Annotated in this window: 20 protein-coding genes; 7 read left to right on the top strand and 13 right to left on the bottom strand. The window is 32.6% G+C overall.

Features of this window, described 5'->3' with window-relative positions; genetic code table 11:
- Entirely contained in the window at positions 1 to 741 is a 741-nt protein-coding gene (locus BUB42_RS13015) for a DUF3891 family protein (RefSeq protein WP_073021133.1), read from the top strand.
- Positions 742 to 846: 105 nt separating this feature from the next.
- Here BUB42_RS13015 and BUB42_RS13010 read toward each other — a convergent pair whose 3' ends face one another.
- From BUB42_RS13010 to BUB42_RS13000, 3 genes are all read right to left on the bottom strand, one after another.
- Positions 847 to 1692, bottom strand: coding sequence for a metallophosphoesterase (locus BUB42_RS13010; protein ID WP_073021132.1), 846 nt, complete (start codon positions 1690 to 1692; stop codon positions 847 to 849).
- A 135-nt stretch (positions 1693 to 1827) separates the two neighbouring features.
- Positions 1828 to 2901, bottom strand: a complete 1074-nt coding sequence (locus BUB42_RS13005; protein WP_073021130.1) for a type I restriction endonuclease — start codon at positions 2899 to 2901, stop codon at positions 1828 to 1830.
- 201 nt (positions 2902 to 3102) lie between these two features.
- The gene (locus BUB42_RS13000; protein WP_073021128.1) at positions 3103 to 3999 is read right to left on the bottom strand and encodes a glycerol kinase; all 897 of its coding nucleotides are present in this window, start codon (positions 3997 to 3999) and stop codon (positions 3103 to 3105) included.
- A 421-nt stretch (positions 4000 to 4420) separates the two neighbouring features.
- On the opposite strand from BUB42_RS13000, the gene prfA reads away from it, so the two are divergent.
- Positions 4421 to 5497, top strand: coding sequence for a peptide chain release factor 1 (gene prfA / locus BUB42_RS12995; RefSeq protein ID WP_073021127.1), 1077 nt, complete (start codon positions 4421 to 4423; stop codon positions 5495 to 5497).
- Between the two features lie 86 nt (positions 5498 to 5583).
- Here the strand turns inward: prfA and BUB42_RS12990 are convergent, their stop codons facing one another.
- The 4 genes from BUB42_RS12990 to BUB42_RS12975 all read right to left on the bottom strand — a co-directional run bounded on the left by BUB42_RS12990 (position 5584) and on the right by BUB42_RS12975 (position 8991).
- Positions 5584 to 5928, bottom strand: coding sequence for a hypothetical protein (locus BUB42_RS12990; protein WP_073021125.1), 345 nt, complete (start codon positions 5926 to 5928; stop codon positions 5584 to 5586).
- A gap of 255 nt (positions 5929 to 6183) precedes the next feature.
- The gene (locus BUB42_RS12985; protein WP_170857237.1) at positions 6184 to 7959 is read right to left on the bottom strand and encodes a CHASE3 domain-containing protein; all 1776 of its coding nucleotides are present in this window, start codon (positions 7957 to 7959) and stop codon (positions 6184 to 6186) included.
- 10 nt (positions 7960 to 7969) lie between these two features.
- Complete coding sequence (locus BUB42_RS12980) at positions 7970 to 8416, bottom strand: response regulator (protein ID WP_073021122.1); 447 nt, start codon at positions 8414 to 8416, stop codon at positions 7970 to 7972.
- A gap of 11 nt (positions 8417 to 8427) precedes the next feature.
- Entirely contained in the window at positions 8428 to 8991 is a 564-nt protein-coding gene (locus BUB42_RS12975; RefSeq protein WP_073021120.1) for a helix-turn-helix domain-containing protein, read from the bottom strand.
- Positions 8992 to 9366: 375 nt separating this feature from the next.
- On the opposite strand from BUB42_RS12975, the gene pyrF reads away from it, so the two are divergent.
- Complete coding sequence (gene pyrF / locus BUB42_RS12970) at positions 9367 to 10188, top strand: orotidine-5'-phosphate decarboxylase (RefSeq protein WP_073021117.1); 822 nt, start codon at positions 9367 to 9369, stop codon at positions 10186 to 10188.
- A gap of 130 nt (positions 10189 to 10318) precedes the next feature.
- Complete coding sequence (locus BUB42_RS12965) at positions 10319 to 11119, top strand: ABC transporter substrate-binding protein (RefSeq protein ID WP_073021354.1); 801 nt, start codon at positions 10319 to 10321, stop codon at positions 11117 to 11119.
- Here the strand turns inward: BUB42_RS12965 and BUB42_RS16485 are convergent.
- Positions 11114 to 11251: a hypothetical protein gene (locus tag BUB42_RS16485; protein WP_170857236.1), complete on the bottom strand. Its 138-nt coding sequence runs from the start codon at positions 11249 to 11251 to the stop codon at positions 11114 to 11116. The two genes, BUB42_RS12965 and BUB42_RS16485, sit on opposite strands and share 6 nt — an antisense overlap.
- 106 nt (positions 11252 to 11357) lie before the next feature.
- Between BUB42_RS16485 and BUB42_RS12960 the strand changes: the two genes are divergently transcribed.
- Positions 11358 to 12143 carry an alpha/beta fold hydrolase gene (locus BUB42_RS12960; RefSeq protein ID WP_073021353.1) on the top strand — a complete coding sequence of 262 codons (786 nt, stop codon included), beginning with the start codon at positions 11358 to 11360 and terminating at the stop codon, positions 12141 to 12143.
- A gap of 295 nt (positions 12144 to 12438) precedes the next feature.
- Here BUB42_RS12960 and purU read toward each other — a convergent pair whose 3' ends face one another.
- Together purU and BUB42_RS12950 are read right to left on the bottom strand one after the other, a co-directional pair.
- Positions 12439 to 13290, bottom strand: a complete 852-nt coding sequence (purU, locus tag BUB42_RS12955) for a formyltetrahydrofolate deformylase (RefSeq protein ID WP_073021114.1) — start codon at positions 13288 to 13290, stop codon at positions 12439 to 12441.
- A 31-nt stretch (positions 13291 to 13321) separates the two neighbouring features.
- Positions 13322 to 14032 carry a DUF4197 domain-containing protein gene (locus BUB42_RS12950; protein WP_073021111.1) on the bottom strand — a complete coding sequence of 237 codons (711 nt, stop codon included), beginning with the start codon at positions 14030 to 14032 and terminating at the stop codon, positions 13322 to 13324.
- 282 nt (positions 14033 to 14314) lie between these two features.
- Between BUB42_RS12950 and BUB42_RS12945 the strand changes: the two genes are divergently transcribed.
- Positions 14315 to 17767, top strand: coding sequence for a methylmalonyl-CoA mutase family protein (locus tag BUB42_RS12945; RefSeq protein WP_073021108.1), 3453 nt, complete (start codon positions 14315 to 14317; stop codon positions 17765 to 17767).
- A gap of 547 nt (positions 17768 to 18314) precedes the next feature.
- Here BUB42_RS12945 and BUB42_RS12940 read toward each other — a convergent pair.
- Both BUB42_RS12940 and BUB42_RS12935 read right to left on the bottom strand, forming a co-directional pair.
- Positions 18315 to 18860, bottom strand: a complete 546-nt coding sequence (locus BUB42_RS12940; protein ID WP_073021106.1) for a type 1 glutamine amidotransferase domain-containing protein — start codon at positions 18858 to 18860, stop codon at positions 18315 to 18317.
- Positions 18861 to 18980: 120 nt separating this feature from the next.
- The gene (locus tag BUB42_RS12935; RefSeq protein ID WP_073021103.1) at positions 18981 to 19556 is read right to left on the bottom strand and encodes a DUF1543 domain-containing protein; all 576 of its coding nucleotides are present in this window, start codon (positions 19554 to 19556) and stop codon (positions 18981 to 18983) included.
- A gap of 86 nt (positions 19557 to 19642) precedes the next feature.
- Here BUB42_RS12935 and BUB42_RS12930 point away from each other — a divergent pair, with 86 nt between their 5' ends.
- On the top strand, positions 19643 to 20182 hold the full coding sequence (locus BUB42_RS12930) for a hypothetical protein (RefSeq protein WP_073021100.1): 540 nt from the start codon (positions 19643 to 19645) through the stop codon (positions 20180 to 20182).
- 56 nt (positions 20183 to 20238) lie between these two features.
- Here the strand turns inward: BUB42_RS12930 and BUB42_RS12925 are convergent, their stop codons facing one another.
- Positions 20239 to 21186 carry a TerC family protein gene (locus BUB42_RS12925; RefSeq protein WP_073021097.1) on the bottom strand — a complete coding sequence of 316 codons (948 nt, stop codon included), beginning with the start codon at positions 21184 to 21186 and terminating at the stop codon, positions 20239 to 20241.
- Between the last annotated feature and the right edge of the window lie 72 nt (positions 21187 to 21258).

Below are 21258 nucleotides of genomic sequence, written 5' to 3'. Positions count from 1 at the left end.
ATGATTGTTGCTTCACATGCCAAAGGTTGGAAAATTATATACCAGCGCTCTCACGGACTTCTAGCGGCCATGCTAGCGTATCAATATGAGATTGATTTGCCAAATGATATTATGGTTCCAACACTCATTGCCATTGCTGAGCATGATGATGGAGTTGCAGAAACTTTAGAAAATAAAAATTTAACACAAGCAGGCGCGCCACGTCATTTTTTAGTAAATGATGATTCTAAAAAAATTGATATAAAGCAATATATAAATGTGATGGAAATTGCTACTTCAAAAAGTCAGTTGAATGCGTTATTAACCTCGTTACATTTAGATTTTATTTGTGGTGATCCTAGCGACGGTCAAGACCAAAATTTAAAAACGTTTTTGAAAGAGCAAGTAAAAAACCGCAAAGCTATTTTAAAACATTTAAATATTGATAAAAAATATGTGACCCGTTTATATCGATTTGTGGAATGGTGCGATGCTTTTTCTCTTCTTATTTGTATGGATAAAATACAGCCCGAAGGACGTAAAATGGAGGTGTCCGAAAGCCCTGATGGTGACATGAGTCAAACGTTTTATAAGGCGGAGAATAAAATCACTGTAGAACCTTGGGTTTTTAAAAATGAAACTTTTACCGTTTTTTACGAATATAGAATTGTAGAGCAACTGCGCTTTAAATCAGTGGAAGAGTTTAACGAAGTTTGTAAAAAAGCCAAAGTTCACAGGGAAGAATTTGTATTTTCAAAATAGCGTTTTTATTATCTGATGTTTCTTTTTGACACCGTAAGTTTATTTTAGACTTTGAAATTAAAATAATTTTAAAGCTATTTTCATTTTTTTTTAGCTTAGTAGATTTTACGCATTTTCTGATTCAAATATCGTTATTTCTGGTTTAACGTTAAATCTTACTTGCCATAAATGTCCTAATGCCCTGTTTATATATAATGTTCGATCATTGCTTAGTTTAATTTGACCTGAAGAATACTTTTTGTTTTTTACAGGGAGCATTGGTGGCGGCAAAAATGGCGGTTTGACTTGTCCACCATGTGTATGCCCTGATAAAATCCAACTATTGTAATCACTCCAAATGTTTATGTCGCAAACGTCAGGATTATGACACAGAACAATATTGGCCTTTGATTTTTCAAAGCCCTTCATTGCTTTTTCAGGATTGAATTCAAGTCCCCAAAAGTCGTCAAAACCAATAAAGTTTAATCCAGATAGTTCAATATTTTCATTTCGTAATACATGAACGCCCTTACTCGTTAATATTTCTGAAATTTTGTCTGCAACTTCTTTTTGAGACCAATTAACCCCGTAGTCGTGGTTGCCTAGAACTCCAATAGTCCCAATTTGCCCTTTAACACTATGATTCAATACTTCTTTTAATTTATCATATTGAACTTTATCCTTGTATGTGCTTACATAATCACCTGTATACACCACAAAGTCAGGATTATATTCTTTTGCCTTTTTGAATGAGTCAATTACAAAATTGTAGTCAAATCTATTTCCAATATGACTATCACTTATTTGCATCAAGGTTTTACCAATTAGTTCATTTGGCAAATTTTTTATTGGCATTTTTACTTTTACAAACTCTAAATTAAACGGTTCAATTTGCCATGAATATAAACCACCTAGAATACCTATTCCTGTCAATCCCCAAAAGGTGCGTTTGATAAATTTTCGTCTGCTCATTATGATTATTTTAAAATTATAAATAAGTAGAGTACATTTAAAAAACATTAAAAGTTTTTAAAACGTACTAACTATTATGTAAATATAATTGATTTATCGTACAACGTAAACCGGCTTTGAAAAATGGACAATAATTTACTCGAAATTTTTAATAGTTGTCAATAACTCAGCTTTGTAATTGTAAATTTCGTCTAAGGAAGATATTAGTTTTTTTTCTCCGTTATCTTTTCCATTGTTGAAAAGCTCAATGTATTTATTAGCAGAATTAAAATGTAAACGACAAATAGGTTTTCTATTATTATCGTCCAATAAAATTCCAAAGTAGGATTGTGTATCTCTAAATGCAATTCTAGAAGCAGGTAGCACTTCTCTCAATATAGCTTTAACGATTTGCGAACCTTCAATTTCTTCCTCCGATGTAATGAATTTTGGAGTTTCCACATTTTCGTCGATTGCAGTCGTTTGTTCATTCGCTTTAGAGGGAACGGCTTCAGAGATATTTAAAGCATTTTTTAAGCGGAAATTTATTGATTCATTTATTGAATTAGAAAAGGCTTTTTTTGTATATTCTTTAAATGCAACTAATCTTGGGGCTGTTAAAGGTTTACTGAAAAATCGATTAACTAAAAGACGAACCATTTCATCAGACGGTTCTTGAATTTCTTTTTCAAATTCGTTTCTAATTGCTTTAATATATTTTAGTCCTTCTGCCGAATCTAAAATTTCTTCAAGGTTATAACCGTTTTTGGAAAAATTTTCTAAGATTTTTAAACTTGTATCTTTTAAGTCTGATATATCTAAAGTAAAAAATGGTTTTTCATCCATTATATTTGGTTTCTCTAAATCTGCATAAAAATTATAAATATGTCCATTTGTTAAGACGCCAAAACGTGATTTTGAAACATGGTAATATCTATGTAATTGAGAATTATGCGCATCAACATTCTCTTTCCAGTTTTTACATTCTATAATTAAAATTGGTTCACCATTTCTTTTAATAACATAATCTATTTTCTCTCCTTTTTTAGTTCCTATGTCACAAACAAATTCAGGAATTACTTCTGTTGGATTAAAAATATCGTATCCAAGAATTTGAATAAAAGGCATAACAAAAGCATTTTTTGTAGCTTCCTCTGTATTTATTTGGTCTTTTAAAGAGTCAACTCTTTGATGTAATTGTTGCAATTTTAATTTTAAATCTTCCATCATAATTATTAATTTTTTATTTGTTAGTTTTTGTTTTTTTTAGAATTTACTACATTCAGAGTTAACGGTTTACAATTGCAAGAAGTTTACGATTACGAAGCACAAAAGTGTCGGAAACAAGTTAATGTAATACGAATCTCAAAGCTTCATTCAATTACTGAATTGTCAATTTATTATAAGTGATCTTTTAGGGTGTTTTTTTCGTCAATATACTTTGATACCAAACTTTAAAAGTTTTTTTGGTAAGTGGTCGTCAAGATTTGATATGTCGCAGTCATTGAGCTCAATTAATTTGAAGTCGTATTTCTTATAAATTTCAATTTTTATTTTTTTTCTTTCCGCATATTTTGGGTCGTCTTCCATTCCCCAAAATTCTATATAAACATTTTCAGTAGGAATGAAAAAGTCTGAATATAAATCTTCCTCAACCGGTAATTTTCTTTCGTATGCATGGGCTAATTTATAATCATACAATGCGTTATCAATTATAACTTCTGCTCTTGAACGAACCATATGTCCGTCTTTAGTTCTTAATGTAGCAGGAAACTTTTCTCTAAAATTGTCAGAGATGGCGGGCTTTACATTTGGTGTTGGTTTGTCTTTTTGTAGTTTTGGTAGAACTGGAATGTTTGCTACTTCGTTAAAAATTGAAGTTAAGTTTTTGTTTTCTAAGATGTTATCAGGCCACAAAACATATGTGCCACCTGATGTATCGTGTTCAAATTGTCTGCCACCTAAACTTTTTCCAAGCTTTGTTATTTCCCAACCTGCTATATCCTTTTCAATCCATCCAAGTTCTGAAAAAATCAAATTTAATCGCTGTGAGGAAATATCAAAGTGTTTGCCAATTGCTGTCGCATTTATAAGTTTTGCTTTCTCTTTTAGTTTTCCGTTGTCTATAGAAATGTTTTCAGGCCAAACTACATATTCGCCAAACTTTGGGTTTGTTCTAGTTTGTCCGCCCTTTTCTTTACCAAGGTCGGTCAAAACCCATTTGTCATTTTTTTTGTCTACCCAGCCGAGTGTTTTTAATTTGTCAAACAGATCGCTTGATTTGATGTCGAGTTCGTTTGCAACTGCTGATGTCGAGATATATTCCATATTATTATTTGTCTATTTTGTATTTTTAAATTTTATACAACTAACTTATATACCCTACTCCGTAATGCCAACTTACCTATATTTAGTTGTACATGCTAAAGTTTATATTATAATTCGTTATTTTCTCAAATATATAATTTAATTCCGAAAAAACTGATATAAATTTATTTCTCAAATCTATTTGCTTCCAAAACGATTACAAAACGATAACATTACGATAAACCGTAAACGTCCTTAAAAAAGTCAAATTTCCTAGCCCTGATAGAAGTGAAAATCCTTTTTTGAGGCTTTTTGCCGAAAAAAAGATTGCAACGGATAGCAGGAAACAGCTCCAAAAAACTCCCAATGACAATCTCAACTTGAAACAACTTACTTTAAACAAAAATTTCGTAATTTTGCACTCCAAATAAAGGATTAGAATATGTTAGATAGACTTCAAATAGTAAAACAACGTTTCGATGAGATTTCGGATTTGATTATTCAACCCGATGTAATCTCTGATCAGAAACGTTATGTGCAGTTGAATCAAGAGTATAAAAGTTTAAAAGCGCTTGCTGAAAAACGCGATGAATACGTGATTTTGATGGCAAATATCGAAGAAGCCAACGAAATTATTGCCGATAACAGTGATGCAGATATGACCGATATGGCCAAAATGCAACTGGATGAAGCGAAGGGAAGATTGCCGGAGTTAGAGGATGAAATTAAATTCATGCTTATTCCTAAAGATCCCGAAGATGCTAAAAATGTTATGGTGGAAATTCGTGCCGGAACGGGTGGGGATGAAGCGAGTATTTTTGCCGGAGATTTATTTCGTATGTACACTAAATATTGTGAAAATCAGGGTTGGAGAACTTCTGTGGTGGATATGAATGAAGGAACTTCGGGCGGTTTCAAAGAGGTAATTTTTGAAGTTACTGGTGACGATGTTTATGGAACTTTGAAATTTGAAGCGGGTGTTCACCGTGTGCAACGGGTTCCACAAACGGAGACGCAAGGACGTGTTCATACATCGGCAGCTACGGTGATGGTGCTTCCGGAAGCGGAGGAATTTGATGTGCAAATTGATATGAATGACGTGCGTGTAGATTTCTTTTGTTCGTCAGGACCTGGAGGACAGTCAGTAAACACAACTAAATCAGCGGTGCGATTGACTCACATTCCTACTGGATTAGTGGCGCAATGTCAAGATCAGAAATCACAACACAAAAATAAAGATAAGGCTTTCGGGGTTTTACGTTCCCGTTTATATGAACAAGAATTAGCTAAAAAGCAAGCGGAAGATGCCACTAAACGTACTTCACAAGTAAGTTCTGGCGACCGTTCCGCTAAAATTCGTACTTACAATTACGCTCAAGGTCGTGTTACGGATCACCGTGTAGGTCTGACTTTGTACGATTTAGGAAATATTATGAATGGTGACATTCAAAAAATTGTTGACGAATTAGCGTTAGTCAACAACACGGAAAAACTTAAAGAGGCAAGCGAAGTATTCTAATTTTAGTTTAACCAATAAGCAAAATAAAAAGCCAGCGAAACGATTTTCTGCTGGCTTTTTGCATAAATTATCCCACTATTTTATTGTTACAGAAATTCATCTTCTTTCATTTCTCTTTCTAGTTTTTCTTCAAAAGTTTGATTTCTAAACGTTTCATATTTTGCTGTAGCGGTATTTATTTTTTCGTCTAAAATCGTGTTATCTTCTAACTTGTCAATTTCGATATGAAGCTCGTTCGATTTTTTGTCATATTCTTTCGTAATGCTATTCCAATTTTTTATTCCGTTCTCCTTACCTTTTTTCACAACCGAATCTATAAAGCGCACGTAGTTGTTGGTCACGATTTCAGCCTTTTCATCATTTTTTTTATTACAAGAAATTACTGTAATAATGATAAAAACTAGTCCTACTGATAATTGTAGATATTTCATTATATCGTTGTTATTTACAAAGTTTTAAAAAGTTGATTGCAAGCAATTAGTTCCAATTGCAATTTGCACCATATTTTAATAGTGCTACAAAAGTATTGCATGTATGTAAAGTTAACGTTACATCTTTGCAAGCTTTTGTTCCAGAATTTACGGGTGTCAGGATTTTAAAATAAAAAGAATAGTTCGTCTGAGAAAAGTTGAACTATAAATTGAAGTCGAAATAAGTAGAGAATATTTGTGAAACAGTTTTATGATTTATTCAACTGGTAAATAGATATTAAATTGAGAGCCAACGCCTAAGTTACCTTTTGCAGTAATAAATCCTTTATGATTTTCAACGATTTTTTTACAAATAGCCAATCCAATACCCGTTCCTTGGTATTCATTCTTGTTGTGAAGTCTATTGAATAATACAAAAATATTTTTGGCATATTCTTGCTCAAAACCTATTCCATTGTCTTCAATTGCAATTTTGTGATAGCAGTGATGGGTATTTGGTAAAAATTCCTCCTCGTTTGAAACTATTTGGCTGTACGTTAGTTTTATAATTGGAGCTACATCTTTTTTACTGTATTTCAGTGAGTTACCAATTATATTAATGAATAGTTGTTGAATTTGAAACGGAATGATATGCAATGTTGGCAAATTATTGCTTTGAATAATAGCTTTTTTTTCTTCAATGGCTTGTGCCAAATCGTGTTTGGCATTTTCAAGAAGATAATTTAGATCGGCATTTACAACATTCTTTTCCGTTTTATTCGTTCTTGAAAATTGCAATAAGTCTTCAATTAAAACTCGCATTCTATTTGTTGATTTCTGGATACTGCCAACGTATTGCTGACCTGACGCGGAAATATTATTAAAATCCTTACTCACTAACCTTGATATAAAAGTCTCTATTTTGCGCAAAGGTTCTTGTAAATCGTGACTTGCAATATAATTAAATGCACTCAATTCCTTATTATTGCTTTCTAATTCTCTATTGCGTTCTTCGGTAAGAATTTGATCGTCTATCTCAGAGGTGATGTCTCTTGTTGTGCCAATAAAGGTTTTATTATCAGATGAAATAGTAACTATTTGTCCCATACTTTTTAAGTATCTAACTTCGCCATTTTCTCTAATAATTCTGTAAGTGAAAGGCGGTAAAATATTATGGGATTTTATATTTTGTGTTTTTTCGGTTAAAATTTCTAAATCATCTGGATGAATAAATTTTAGATATTCATGGGCACAAGCTTCAAATGATTGCGGCTCGCATCCTAAAAGGCGATATTGATTATCAGAGAAAGTATAGGTACCAGTTTCTAAATTCAATTGCCAACTACCAAAATTCCCAATGATTTCTGAAAGATTATTGACTTCAATCGCTACTGATAGCGTGTGGACCGTGTTTTTGAGTAATACTACATCCCTATTCATTTTAATAAACGCGATAGTTATCAAAATTAAAGTAATTAGTAAAGTAAGATAGATCAACAATGGAGTATAATTCATTGTCGAATTATAATCGTTTTGCCTATATTGGAGAAGATTTTTTTGAGTCGTGATCATTTCTTCTATCTCAACTCGGATAGAATCCATTGCCTCTTTACCAGTTACTAAGTTAGTAGAAACTATTTTTTCATTATATCCCTTACTTTCAACAAGATATAGGGTTTTAGATAAGTAGTTAAGATGCCTACTTATTAAATATTGTAGTTTCTTTAGATTTCTTTGCTGAGCCCTACTGTTTACGGTAAGTTCGGCAACTCGTTTGTATGACTTTTTTATTTCCTCATTAGAATCATCATACGGTTTTAAAAAGCTTTTGTTTTTACTTAACAAATAACCTCTTTGTCCAGTTTCAGCATCTTTTACATGGGACAAAAGTCTTTCTAATTCAATATTAACTTCATAACTTTTGCTGATCCATGTTGATGTTTTTTTTAAAACAGTAATATGTTTAAAAGTAATAGCACCAATAAAAAAAATGATAGCGAGAGATACAATGAAAATGATCTTTAGAAAAAGAGGCGATTTATGAAGTTGCATAATTTCCATCTTACATTCTCATTAAAAAATTGTCTTTATTTAAACCTGAAGTGTGATATTGCCAGTTAATTGTCACTACCTCTGAAAGTATTTTTTTTAAATTCTCAAAGTCATTTGGTTTTTTTATGTAAATATTTGCGCCATTTACAAATGTTTCTTCAATGTGTTCTTCTGTTGATGAGGTTGAATATATCGCTATTGCAATGTCATTAAATTTGACGTTTTTTTTGATTTCTAATAAACATTCTACGCCATTTTTTTTTGGCATATTTAAATCTAAAAACAAAACGTTTGGTAAAATTGAGTCTGCGTGATTTAAATAATTCATCAGTTCAACACCATCTTTAAAAGTCTTTACTCTTGTGTTAATTCTTAACTCATCAAATGCATCTGTAAAAAACAATCTGTCATCTTCGTCATCGTCTGCAAGACAAATAGTTATATAGTCAGCCGTCATAATAAATGGTTTTAGTTGTTGATTTTGTTTGATAATTTTCGTCTTTTGGTAATAATTTTTTGAAAAGCCGATGGCGTCATACCAGTCATGTGCTTAAACTGGGTGCTTAAATGAGCGACACTTGAATAATTTAATTGTATCGAAATTTCAGTTAAATTAAAAGCCGTATTTATCATTAATTGCTTTGCCAATTCTATTTTCTGAATAATAATAAAGTTTTCGATAGAGGTATAAGTCACTTCTGAGAAAACATTTGATAAATAAGGATAACTTAGGTTTAATTTTTCAGCTATGTAAACAGAGCTTTTTATATTCATTGGCTTATCAGTATTGACCATTTCAATAATAGTATCTTTTATTTTTTGTACCAAAATACTTTTTTGATTTTCAACTATTTCGATACCATATTCATTAAATATATTTGTGATTTCGTTAAAATTTTTAGTTGGTATTTTTTCGTTAAAATTTAATTCTCCAAATCCAATTATGCTAAATTTATAACCCAATTCCGAGAGCTTTTCTTGAATAATTTTTTTGGTCATTTGGGCGTAATCAAATTTTAAATATACTTTCATAAATATTTGTTTAACGGTAAAGATATAAAAATGTTGGATTTATTTATGTTTTCAAATTTTATTTGACTAATTCCTGTTGGTACAGATATAAAATAGAATTTTTGATTTTGGATAGATTTTTCTCAATATTAATATGTTATATTTTGATAATAAGGTTTTTAAATATTTTGTAACGCAAACTAAAGTACTGATTTTGATGTTCAATAGTTAATTTATGTTTTTGCACAACTGTTAAATTTAAATTTATTTTAATACAAATTATACCTTAAATTTGGTTTTATAAAACTTAAAATATAGATTGCGATTTTAAATTTACGCGAATTTAAAGTTGATTTTACTTCTATGTTTGTAGTTTTGCCAAACAACTACAAATAAATGACAACACAGCAATTAATCGAGCAAATAAAAATAAAAAAATCGTTTCTAACTATTGGATTAGACACCGATTTGACTTTGATTCCTAAACATTTACTTGCTTTTGAAGATCCACTTTTTGAGTTTAATAAAGCGATAATTGATGCTACTTTTGACTTAGTAGTCGCTTACAAGCCAAACATTGCTTTTTATGAAGCATGTGGAATAAAAGGCTGGAAGTCTCTGGAAAAAACGATCAATTATCTCAACGATAATTATCCTGAAATTTTCACAATCGCTGATGCAAAGCGAGGTGATATTGGGAATACCTCATCGATGTATGCCAAAGCTTTTTTTGCCGACTTAAATTTTGATAGTGTAACTGTTGCACCATACATGGGCAAAGATTCAGTCGAGCCTTTTCTTGCTTTCGAAAACAAACATACGATCCTTTTAGCTTTAACTTCTAATGATGGTGCCTATGATTTCCAAACGCTAACTGTAAGCGGAAAAGAATTATACAAACAAGTACTAGAAACTTCTAAAACCTGGAAAAATAGTGAAAACTTGATGTATGTGGTAGGAGCTACCAAAGCGGAATATTTTACTGAAATCCGAAAAATTGTTCCTGATAGTTTTTTATTAGTTCCAGGTGTTGGTGCCCAAGGAGGTAGTCTTGCAGAAGTTTGTAAATATGGCATGAATGCAAATGTAGGTTTGTTAATCAATTCATCAAGAGGTATTATTTATGCTTCAAATGGTACTGATTTCGCCCAAAAAGCAAGAGAAGAGGCGTTGAAAATGCAACAAGAAATGGAGCGTATTTTGAAAGCGAATTTATAGCATTTCGGCAAGCTTAATGTGACAGATAAGATAAAGAAACAAGACATAATACTTTCAATAATATATAATTTGCGCCTTCGTACCTTTGCGGCAAATAAAAATAATTCTACATGTAAAATATAATTTAAAAGTGAAAGAAAAAACGCTAATTGATCAAATTGGGACTTCCCACTCTTTTATAACTTCGCCTCAGCGAATCATTTCTCTTGTCCCTTCACAAACAGAATTGTTATATGAATTGGGTCTAGAAAGTTGTCTAATTGGAATTACAAAATTCTGCGTACATCCTTATCATTTAAAATCGAAAATTAAAATGGTAGGCGGTACAAAAAAAGTGCATTTTGAGAAAATAAAGTTACTAAAACCTGATATTATCATTTGCAATAAAGAAGAAAATACAATAGAGATTGTCGAAGAATTAAGCAAAATTTGTCCGGTTTGGGTTACTGATATTAGAACTATCGAAGATAACTTCCAAATGATAACTGATTTTGGTCAACTTTTTAATTGTAGAACCGAAGCGCAGAAATGGAATGACAAATTAGCTTTTGCGTTAAACGACTTTAAAAATTTCGTAAAAGATATTCCGGTAAAAAAAATTGCGTATTTCATTTGGAAAGATCCATATATGGTTGCTGGTGCAGATAATTTTATAAATGAATTACTGAAACTAAATCATTTTGAAAACATTTATCACAACAAAGGTCGCTATCCTGAAATTGAATTAAACCAATTGCGTTTAGATGGAGATCCTGACCTAATTTTCCTTTCTTCCGAGCCATTTCCCTTCAAGGAAGAACACTTTATTGAAATAGGAAAACATGCCACTAATGCTAAAACAATTCTTGTTGATGGTGAAATGTTTTCTTGGTATGGAAGCCGGTTGCTAAAAGCGTTTGACTATTTCAAAAAGTTACATCAAAAACTATAGTGAGCAATCTTCGTGAATCAATTCTTCCTCTACAATAACAATCTTTGTAAGGTCAAAATCTATTTTTGACATCATTTTATATTCAACTTTAAACTTTTCAATTTCACTTTTCTGTTCCAATATTCCTGTCATGGATGCAATTTTTTGGCGAATTTACATTTTAGATTTATAAAATAACTAATATTTTTTGTTAAGATTGTGATTTAAAATTAAAGCCCTATTTTTGCAAAAAAAAGAGGTGATCAACTATACCATTTACGAAAACAAAAACACTAATCAGTGGGTCACTTTTGTGCATGGTGCGGGCGGAAGTTCCTCTATTTGGTTTAAGCAAATTCGGGATTTTAAAAAGCAATACAATGTTTTATTGCTTGATTTGCGTGGACATGGAGAGTCTAAAACTACCTTAAAAACAGCGTTCAGACAAAAATATACTTTCTCGGCACTAGCCAATGATATTCTTGAAGTTTTAGACTTTTTAAAAATTCAGAAATCACATTTTGTTGGAATTTCTTTAGGAACCATTTTAATTAGACAATTAGCCGAAATGTATCCAGATCGTGTTCAAAGCATGATTCTTGGTGGTGCAATTTTAAAAATGAATTTTAGATCTCAAGTTTTAATGCGAGTAGGAAATGTATTTAAATATGTATTGCCGTATTTACTTTTGTATAAGCTTTTTGCATTTGTTATTATGCCTAAAAAAAATCACAAACAGTCGCGTTTGCTTTTTATAAATGAAGCTAAAAAACTATATCAAAAAGAATTTATCAAATGGTTTAAACTCACTGCTGAAATTAATCCTATACTCAAATTGTTTCGCCAAGTTGAGTTAAACATTCCAACTTTATACGTAATGGGCGAGGAGGACTATATGTTTTTACCTTCAGTTAGGAAAGTAGTACAGAGTCATTATAAATCATCGCAATTAATTGTATTAGAGAATTGCGGACACGTCGTGAATTTAGAGCAGCCAAATGCTTTTAATGAAACTGTTCTTTCCTTTATGAAAAGGGCAAAATAAAAAAATGCCCACATCAAAAAAAGATGCAGGCAATTCTTTAACTAACCAAAACCAAAACCAAAATAATAAATAACCAGTTTATTACATTACAAAGATCAGGTTTAAAGCCGTGTTTCGTTGTTAAGATTTTGTTATTACTTTGTTGAAGATAAGTTAAGATTTTGCTCTATTTTTTTGTCATCTCGAACGTAAATTTTTAAACAGAAAAGAAAATAATTTTGTCAAAATTTAATTTAAAAAAGATCGATTTTGAGTTTTAAAAGAAATCCAATTTAGTTTTTTCTGTTACTATCAATTAGTAAAATACTACTGTTTTGTTATCATAAATCATAACTTTCCTTTCTGAATGCAATTTTATGGCTCTAGCCAAAACTGTGCGTTCTAAATCTTTTCCTTTCATAATAAAATCGGCTACAGAATTAATATGCGAAACTCTGGTAATGTCTTGCTCAATAATTGGTCCTTCGTCTAATTCCTCCGTTACATAATGACTAGTTGCACCAATGATTTTGACGCCTCTTTTAAACGCAGAATGGTACGGTTTTGCCCCTGGAAAAGCAGGTAAAAATGAATGGTGAATGTTGATAATATTATTTTCATATAACGAGATCAACTTAGGCGTTATGATCTGCATGTAACGCGCCAAAACAATAAAATTTATTTGATATTTTTGAAGTAAGGCAATTTGTTGTTGTTCTGCTTCCTCTCTACACTCCTTTGCAAAAGGAACATGGTAAAACGGAACATTAAACTGGTCTGCAATCGGTTTTAAATCATTATGATTGCTGATGATCAACGGAATTTCAATATTTAATTCTCCGGCACTAAACCGACCCAAAATATCATATAAACAATGATTGTATTTGGATACAAATAATGCCATTTTTGGTTTTATTTCCTTAACATAAAAATCCCAAGACATGCTAAAATCCTTTGCGATGGTTTGCTCGAAAATAGTTTTTACATTAGCAAAATCTGCAGCTATTAAAAATTCACTTTCTAAACGCATAAAAAACACATTTTGCTCCACATCAACATGTTGATCTAGATATGTAATATTACCTTCAACCTTAGATATAAATGAAGTAACGGCGGCAATAATTCCCTTTTGATCTTTGCAATGAATAAGTAGTGTGATTTTCTGCATTTTGGTTGGTTGAATTTACTCTAGGTGGATTTTAAAACTTTTTGTCTTGCATAGCAAATACTTTTTGTAACAATGTTGAAGTTCGAGATTTTAAATCTGTTCTAATGTTTTTTTCTTCAACCGCTACCATTTTAAAGACACCATTCATTGCTTGATTAGTGACATAATCAGTCAGATCGGGATTTACTTTATTCACCAGCGGAATGCTATTGTATTTGGTAATAATGCTGGCCCAAACTTTATCAGCACCAACTTTACTAAATGAATTTTTAATCACTGGATTAAATTTGCCATATAAAGCCGTAGAGGTGCTATTTTGTAAATAATTAGTTGCTGAGTTTTGACTTCCCATCAAAATTGTTTTGGCATCCATAAAACTCATATTTCTAACTGCATCTACAAATATTGGGGTAGCTTCTTTTACAGCATCCTCAGCAGCACGGTTCAAAACTTTGAGTCCTTCATCAGCAAGTGAACTTAATCCAATTTTGCGCAATCGAGAATCTACTTTTCTCAATTCCTCTGGCAGTAAAATTTTCACGGCTTCATTGCGATAAAATCCGTCTGTAGCAGTTAATTTAGAAACTTGTTTCGTAATTCCGTTGTTTAACGCTTCTTTTAAACCGCCGGCTATGTCAATTCCATTTACTCCTTGCACTTGAGGTAGTTGGTTCATCACTTGTTGCATTTCCGCACAACTTGATAGAGATACGGCAACCATTAAAATCAAAATTTTTTTCATTGTATTTATATTTTTTTATTTGCCAACAGGCATGAATAAAAGTACGTATTCAAAAACGAAGCCATAATTTTTACTAGGAGCAACTGTTTTATCTTCCTTATCAACATTCGTCCCGCTTCCGATTCTTCGGGATGCTCTATCCTTGCCGAAAAAGCGAGGGATGCCGCTTCAATCTGGGCTAAATAACAAAAATCTTTCGTATTTATTAACAAGCTAGCACAACTTCAGATAATTTTTAAAATAAAATTGTAAATTGCACTCTTAAATTATCATATTCATAAAATGGAAGTACAAATACCATATATCCCTATTAATAAAGTAAGAATTGTAACCGCAGCTGCCCTTTTTGATGGTCACGATGCAGCAATTAATATCATGCGTAGAATTATTCAGTCTACAGGTGTAGAGGTCATTCACTTAGGTCATGATCGTAGCGTTGAAGAAGTAGTAAATACAGCAATTCAAGAGGACGCAAATGCTATTGCAATTACCTCTTATCAAGGTGGACACAATGAATACTTTAAATATATGTATGATTTGCTTCAAGAAAAAGGAGCAGGACAAATAAAAATATTTGGAGGCGGTGGTGGAGTAATCTTACCTTCTGAAATTGCCGAATTACAAGCGTACGGAATTACCCGCATATACGCTCCTGATGATGGTCGAGCCATGGGATTGCAGGGAATGATCAACGATTTAGTTCAACAATCTGATTTTCCTACTGGAGATCAGTTGACAAATGAGTTGGAGGAATTAAAAACAAAAAATCCTACCGCTATTGGTAGAATTATTTCTGCTGCAGAGAATTTTCCTGATGTAGCAAAACCTGCCTTGGAAGCCATTCAAAAAATGAATGAAAATTGCAAAACTCCAGTTCTTGGAATCACAGGCACTGGTGGTTCAGGTAAATCATCACTTGTTGATGAGTTAGTTCGTCGTTTTCTTATTGATTTTCCAGAAAAAACGATTGGATTAATTTCTGTGGATCCTTCCAAGCGTAAAACAGGTGGAGCGCTTCTAGGTGATAGAATCCGAATGAACGCCATCAATAATCCTAGAGTTTATATGCGTTCATTAGCGACTCGCCAATCTAATTTAGCATTATCTAAATATGTAGCTGATGCGATTCAAGTAATTAAAGCGGCAAAATATGATCTAATTATTTTGGAAACTTCTGGAATTGGTCAATCAGACACCGAGATTATGGATCACTCTGATGTTTCCTTATATGTGATGACTCCTGAATTTGGAGCTGCGACTCAATTAGAGAAAATCGATATGCTTGATTTTGCTGATTTGGTAGCGTTAAATAAATTTGATAAAAGAGGCGCTTTAGATGCTGTTCGAGATGTTAAAAAACAATACCAACGCAATCATAATTTATGGGATGTAAATCCAGATGACCTTCCTGTTTTTGGAACTATTGCTTCGCAGTTTAATGATCCTGGAATGAATACGCTTTATAAAGCGATCATGGATAAAATTCATGAAAAAACTGATTCTGAGTTGAAATCTACGTTCCAAATCACTCGCGAAATGAGCGAGAAGATCTATGTTATTCCGCCACACAGAACCCGTTATTTATCTGAAATTGCTGAAAGCAATCGCAAATACGATGTTACAGCAGTGAATCAGGAACAAGTTGCTCAAAAATTATATGGAATTGTCAAAACAATTGAAACAGTTTCTGGAAAAGTCCCTGTTATTACAAAAGCAGGTTTAGATGATGATTCAGTGCTGCCAACTGCTGTAGAATCAGAAAAAGATGGAGCTGCCGAAAATAAAATTTTCTTGAATTTACTGCTCAATCAATTTGAGAAAGTAAAGATGGATCTCGATGCTTACAATTGGGAAATTATATTGACTTGGAACGAAAAAGTGAATAAATACAAAAATCCCGTTTATACATTTAAAGTTCGGGATCGTGAGATAAAAATGGCAACTCATACAGAATCACTTTCACATTCCCAAATTCCAAAAATCGCTTTACCAAAGTATCAAGCATGGGGCGATATTTTACGCTGGTGTTTGCAGGAAAATGTTCCAGGAGAATTTCCTTTTACAGCTGGTTTGTATCCTTTCAAGCGTGAAGGTGAAGATCCTTCTCGAATGTTTGCTGGCGAAGGCGGACCAGAGAGAACCAATAAGCGATTTCATTACGTAAGCGCTGGATTACCTGCAAAGAGATTATCCACTGCTTTTGATAGTGTGACTTTATATGGTAATGATCCACATGTTCGTCCTGATATTTATGGAAAAATAGGAAACGCAGGAGTTTCAATTTGCTGTTTAGATGATGCTAAAAAACTATATTCTGGTTTTGATTTAGTTCATGCAATGACTTCGGTTAGTATGACTATCAATGGTCCAGCACCTATGTTATTAGGATTTTTTATGAATGCTGCGATTGATCAACAATGTGAATATTACATTAAAGAAAACGGATTAGACAAAGAAGTAGAGCAAAAAATAAACAAAATATACAAAGGTAAAGAAGTTCAGAGACCACAATATCAAGGTGATTTACCGGCAGGGAACAATGGTTTAGGACTTATGCTTCTTGGGGTAACAGGAGATCTTGTTTTACCACTAGAAATCTATAATGAAATAAAAGCAAGAACACTTTCACAAGTTCGTGGAACAGTTCAGGCAGATATTCTTAAAGAAGATCAAGCGCAAAACACTTGTATATTCTCAACGGAATTTGCATTGCGATTGATGGGTGATGTTCAGGAATATTTCATTACTAAAAATGTTCGGAACTTTTATTCGGTGTCAATTTCTGGTTATCATATTGCTGAAGCTGGAGCAAATCCAATCACACAATTGGCTTTTACACTCTCAAATGGTTTCACTTACGTAGAATATTACTTAAGTCGCGGAATGGATATCAATGATTTTGGACCTAATTTATCTTTCTTCTTTTCGAATGGAGTAGATCCAGAATACGCAGTAATTGGTCGTGTGGCGCGTAAAATTTGGGCGAAAGCCCTGAAAATTAAATACGGCGCTAATGAAAGAGCACAAATGTTGAAGTACCATATTCAAACGTCTGGACGTTCTTTACATGCACAGGAAATTGATTTCAATGATATTCGTACCACTTTGCAAGCGTTGTACGCCATTTATGATAATTGTAATTCGTTGCATACTAATGCGTATGACGAAGCAATTACAACACCTACAGAAGAATCAGTACGCCGTGCAATGGCGATTCAGTTGATTATCAATAAGGAATTAGGTTTAGCCAAAAATGAAAATCCAATTCAAGGCGCATTTATTATTGAAGAATTAACCGATTTAGTAGAAGCAGCTGTCTTACTGGAATTTGATAGAATTACAGAGCGTGGTGGAGTCCTTGGTGCAATGGAAACAATGTATCAACGAAGTAAAATTCAGGAAGAAAGTTTGTATTATGAAACATTAAAACACACTGGAGAATTTCCTATTATTGGTGTAAATACTTTCTTGAGTTCTAAGGGTTCTCCAACAGTTATTCCAGCTGAGGTCATTCGCGCAACTGAAGAAGAAAAGCAATACCAAATCACAATGCTGCACAATTTACATCAGTCTAATCAAGACAATGTGAGCAAACAATTAAACGACATTCAAGAAGCTGCTATTAAAAACGAAAACTTGTTTGAACATTTGATGGAAGCGACCAAGGTGTGTTCATTAGGCCAAATCACGGTTGCACTATTTGAAGTTGGCGGTCAGTACAGAAGAAATATGTAAGCAGAGAACCGCTTTTTGCGGAGCAAAAAAGCGTGTGAATCGCTTATCCCGCTTTTTAGCGGGATCTTAGAGAACCGCTTTTCGCGGAGCAAAAAAGCGTGTGAATCGCTTATCCCGCTTTTTAGCGGGATCTCAGAGAACCGCTTTTTGCGGAGCAAAAAAGCGTGTGAATCGCTTATCCCGCTTTTTAGCGGGATCTCAAAGTACCGCTTTTTGCGGAGCAAAAAAGCGTGTGAATCGCTTATCCCGCTTTTTAGCGGGATCTCAGAGAACCATTTTCTTCGTAAAAGAAAATGTGTGAATCGCTTATCCCGCATTTAAAATAATGGCATAAAAAAAGGCAGAAATTAATTCTGCCTTTTTTTATGATTATAAAATTATACCATTTATGTTTCGAATTTACTGCAAAAAACAATTTAAATGTGGCAGGTTAAGCAAATCATCATGATCGTATTTAAGTACGAAACGTTGTTTGTAAGTCGATCGTAATCTCGACTGCGGGCGATTTGATAAAAAACATGACAGTAATTTCAACGACTATTTGGTATTATAGAGCAGGTTGGTGTTTACCCTCTTTGATTTCCTCAACCATTTTTCTATTGAATGCGGGCAAATCATTAGGATCTCTACTGGTTACTAAACCTTTATCGACTACAACTTCTTGGTCATGCCATTCAGCACCAGCATTGACTAAGTCAACTTTAATCGAAGGATAAGATGTCATTTTTCTCCCTTTTACTAATTCGGCACTTATTAAAATTTGTGGGCCATGACAAATTGAAGCTACTGGTTTTCCAGCTTTGAAAAATTCTTTTATGAAAGATAAAGCATCTTCGTTTGTTCTTAGTTTGTCGGGATTGATTACACCGCCTGGTAAAACTAAAGCGTCATAGTCACTAGCGTTGGCGTTTTTTAATTCTCGATCCACCTTGTAATCTTTCCCCCAATCAGTTGAAGCCCATGATTTTATTGACCCACTTTCGGGACTTACAATTTCTACTTTCCAACCTTCTTTTTCTAAATATTCTTTTGGCGAACTTAATTCAACTTCTTCAAATCCGTTTGTGGCTAAAATTGCTATCCTCTTTTCCATAATACAGTTTTTATATAATTAATTAATTTTAGACTTATAAAACTACAAATCCAATTAACTAACATCTCACAAAGAGTTATTAAAAAAGTAACAAAACATGTTAAAACTTGAATTTAAAAATTAGTCTTTTAGTAGTTTGCTCAATTTTACATATCCAATATGTAAAGGGTTTTGCTCTAAAGTTGTCTCCGACTTTATTATTTTTATAGAGTATTGTTCTTTGTAATGCTCTGCAAGCATATCACTTACATTATAAATATCATCAACATCAATTCCGTATTTATCATCGATGTGAGAAGTAGCTCCTTCAAATCCGCAATGTTTGAAAAATGCTGATTTTTTAGCTTCTTTAGATGCTAAAGCCAAATTTTCTGCAACCGTTACCATTTTATAATGATATTCTTCAAACTCGTTTTCTTTGTAACCACCTAAATTGATGAAGAATAATTTTTCTTCTGTCGCATTTATCTCTACTGTTTTAGAAATAATTTCGATCGAATAATTACCAACCACAGAAACTTCTCTCCACGCATCGATATGAATTTGTCCTTTGGCTTCAGGCCAAAAAAGATTCATACTTGGAATCAATTCTTTGAGACTAGAGGCTATTCCAAAAAATATATCGTGCTGTTCCGTAAAACGACCCTTTGGCTTACAGCCTATCATCACCATGTGTAGTTTAAGTTCTTTTTCCATTTTCCAAAAGTATGAAATTTATCAAAATAAATTTTGGCATAGTTCATGAATAGCGTAATTCAGTACAAATATAAAAAGCTATTAAAATGAAAAAAATTACCTTATTTTTAGTTTTCGTCGGGATGATGATGCTTCAAAGTTGCGAAGTCACAGAAGTTACAGAGATCACAGAAGTTGTTGAAAACAATACGATCAGTGAAGTTTTTGAAGAAACAATCAGTTTTACTTCAAATAACAACTACAAAGTAACATTTCCATTGCAACCAAAAATTTTTTCAGGTGACAATATTTTAGTTTATGAATTAGTCAACACAAATAATGGTATTGATACATGGGCTTTGTTGCCACAACTTTATTATTTTGCCGGTGGTTCAGCACAATATAATTTTAACTTTTCATTAGATAGATTTACAATATTCGTTGATGCAAGTTTTCCGTTAGAGCAGTTGCAACCAAGTTTTAGATTAAATAAAACATTCCGAATAGTAATTATAGCGGGCGATGACGGAATTAATTCAGGTGGACCTAATTCTAGATCAATTAATAACAAAGCAGACTTTTCGGATTATCATGCTGTAATTAAAAGATTTAAAATTAATGATACTAATGTCAAAACGAACAGGTAATCTCATCGTTAATTATAAAAAAAGGGAAATCGTATGATTTCCCTTTTTTTATGTTTTTAAACAATCTCTTTTTTATTTTTTCTCAGCGAGATAACAATTCCTAAAATTAGAGAAAGCGCTATAAATGCCAGTGAAAACCACTCAGGCAATTTTATAAAATCGTGTAAAAGCATTTTAAGACCTACAAAACTTAGTATGGCAATTAAACTATATTCTAAATAACTGAATCTTGCCAACATATTAGCTAGGAAGAAATACATAGATCGTAACCCTAAAATAGCAAATATGTTAGAACTAAAAACGAGAAATGGATCACTAGTAATTGCTAAAATCGCTGGTACGCTATCAATGGCAAAAACGACATCCATAACTTCAATCACTACCAGCGATACAAAAAGTGGAGTTGCGGCAGTAATATGTTTTCTCTTAACAAAAAAATGCTCTTTATCCATGTGGTTCGATATTGGCATAATTTTTTTCAAAGCTCTATATATGAATGACTTTTTAGGTTGAAATTGCTCATCTTCGCCGCTAAACAACATTTTCATCGCCGTATAAATCAAAAATGCACCAAATATGTAGGTCATCCAAGTAAACTTATTGATTAACATTACGCCAAAAAATATCATCAGACCTCGAAAAACGATTGCACCTAAAATACCCCAGAATAAAACGCGATGCTGGTATTTTGGTGGTATTTTAAAAGCTGCAAATATTAATGCAATTACAAAAATATTATCTATGCTCAAAGACAATTCTATTAAATAGCCGGTTATGTATTTTATGGCGGCGGCTGCTGGCTTTAGATCATCAGGATTTGCTATGTAATTAGTTGAATATAACCAATACACCACCCCTGAAAACATAAAGGATAGAGCTACCCATATTGCAGTCCACTTTCCTGCTTCTTTACTACTAATAACATGTGGGGTTTTATTGAAAACTCCTAGATCTAAAGCTAGGAATATAAAAACGGCGGTCAGAAAAATTATCCAGACAATCATAAATTTAAATATTTAAATATTTTTGTAAAGATACTTTTTGGTTTTTAAATTTTGAGTAATAATTAATGTTAA

Origin of the sequence: Flavobacterium micromati (genome assembly GCF_900129585.1) — a bacterium.
GTDB classification, from domain to species: Bacteria; Bacteroidota; Bacteroidia; order Flavobacteriales; family Flavobacteriaceae; genus Flavobacterium; species Flavobacterium micromati.
The sequence above is the reverse complement of the archived record's forward strand: the minus strand, read 5'-3'. Positions and strand labels throughout refer to the sequence as shown.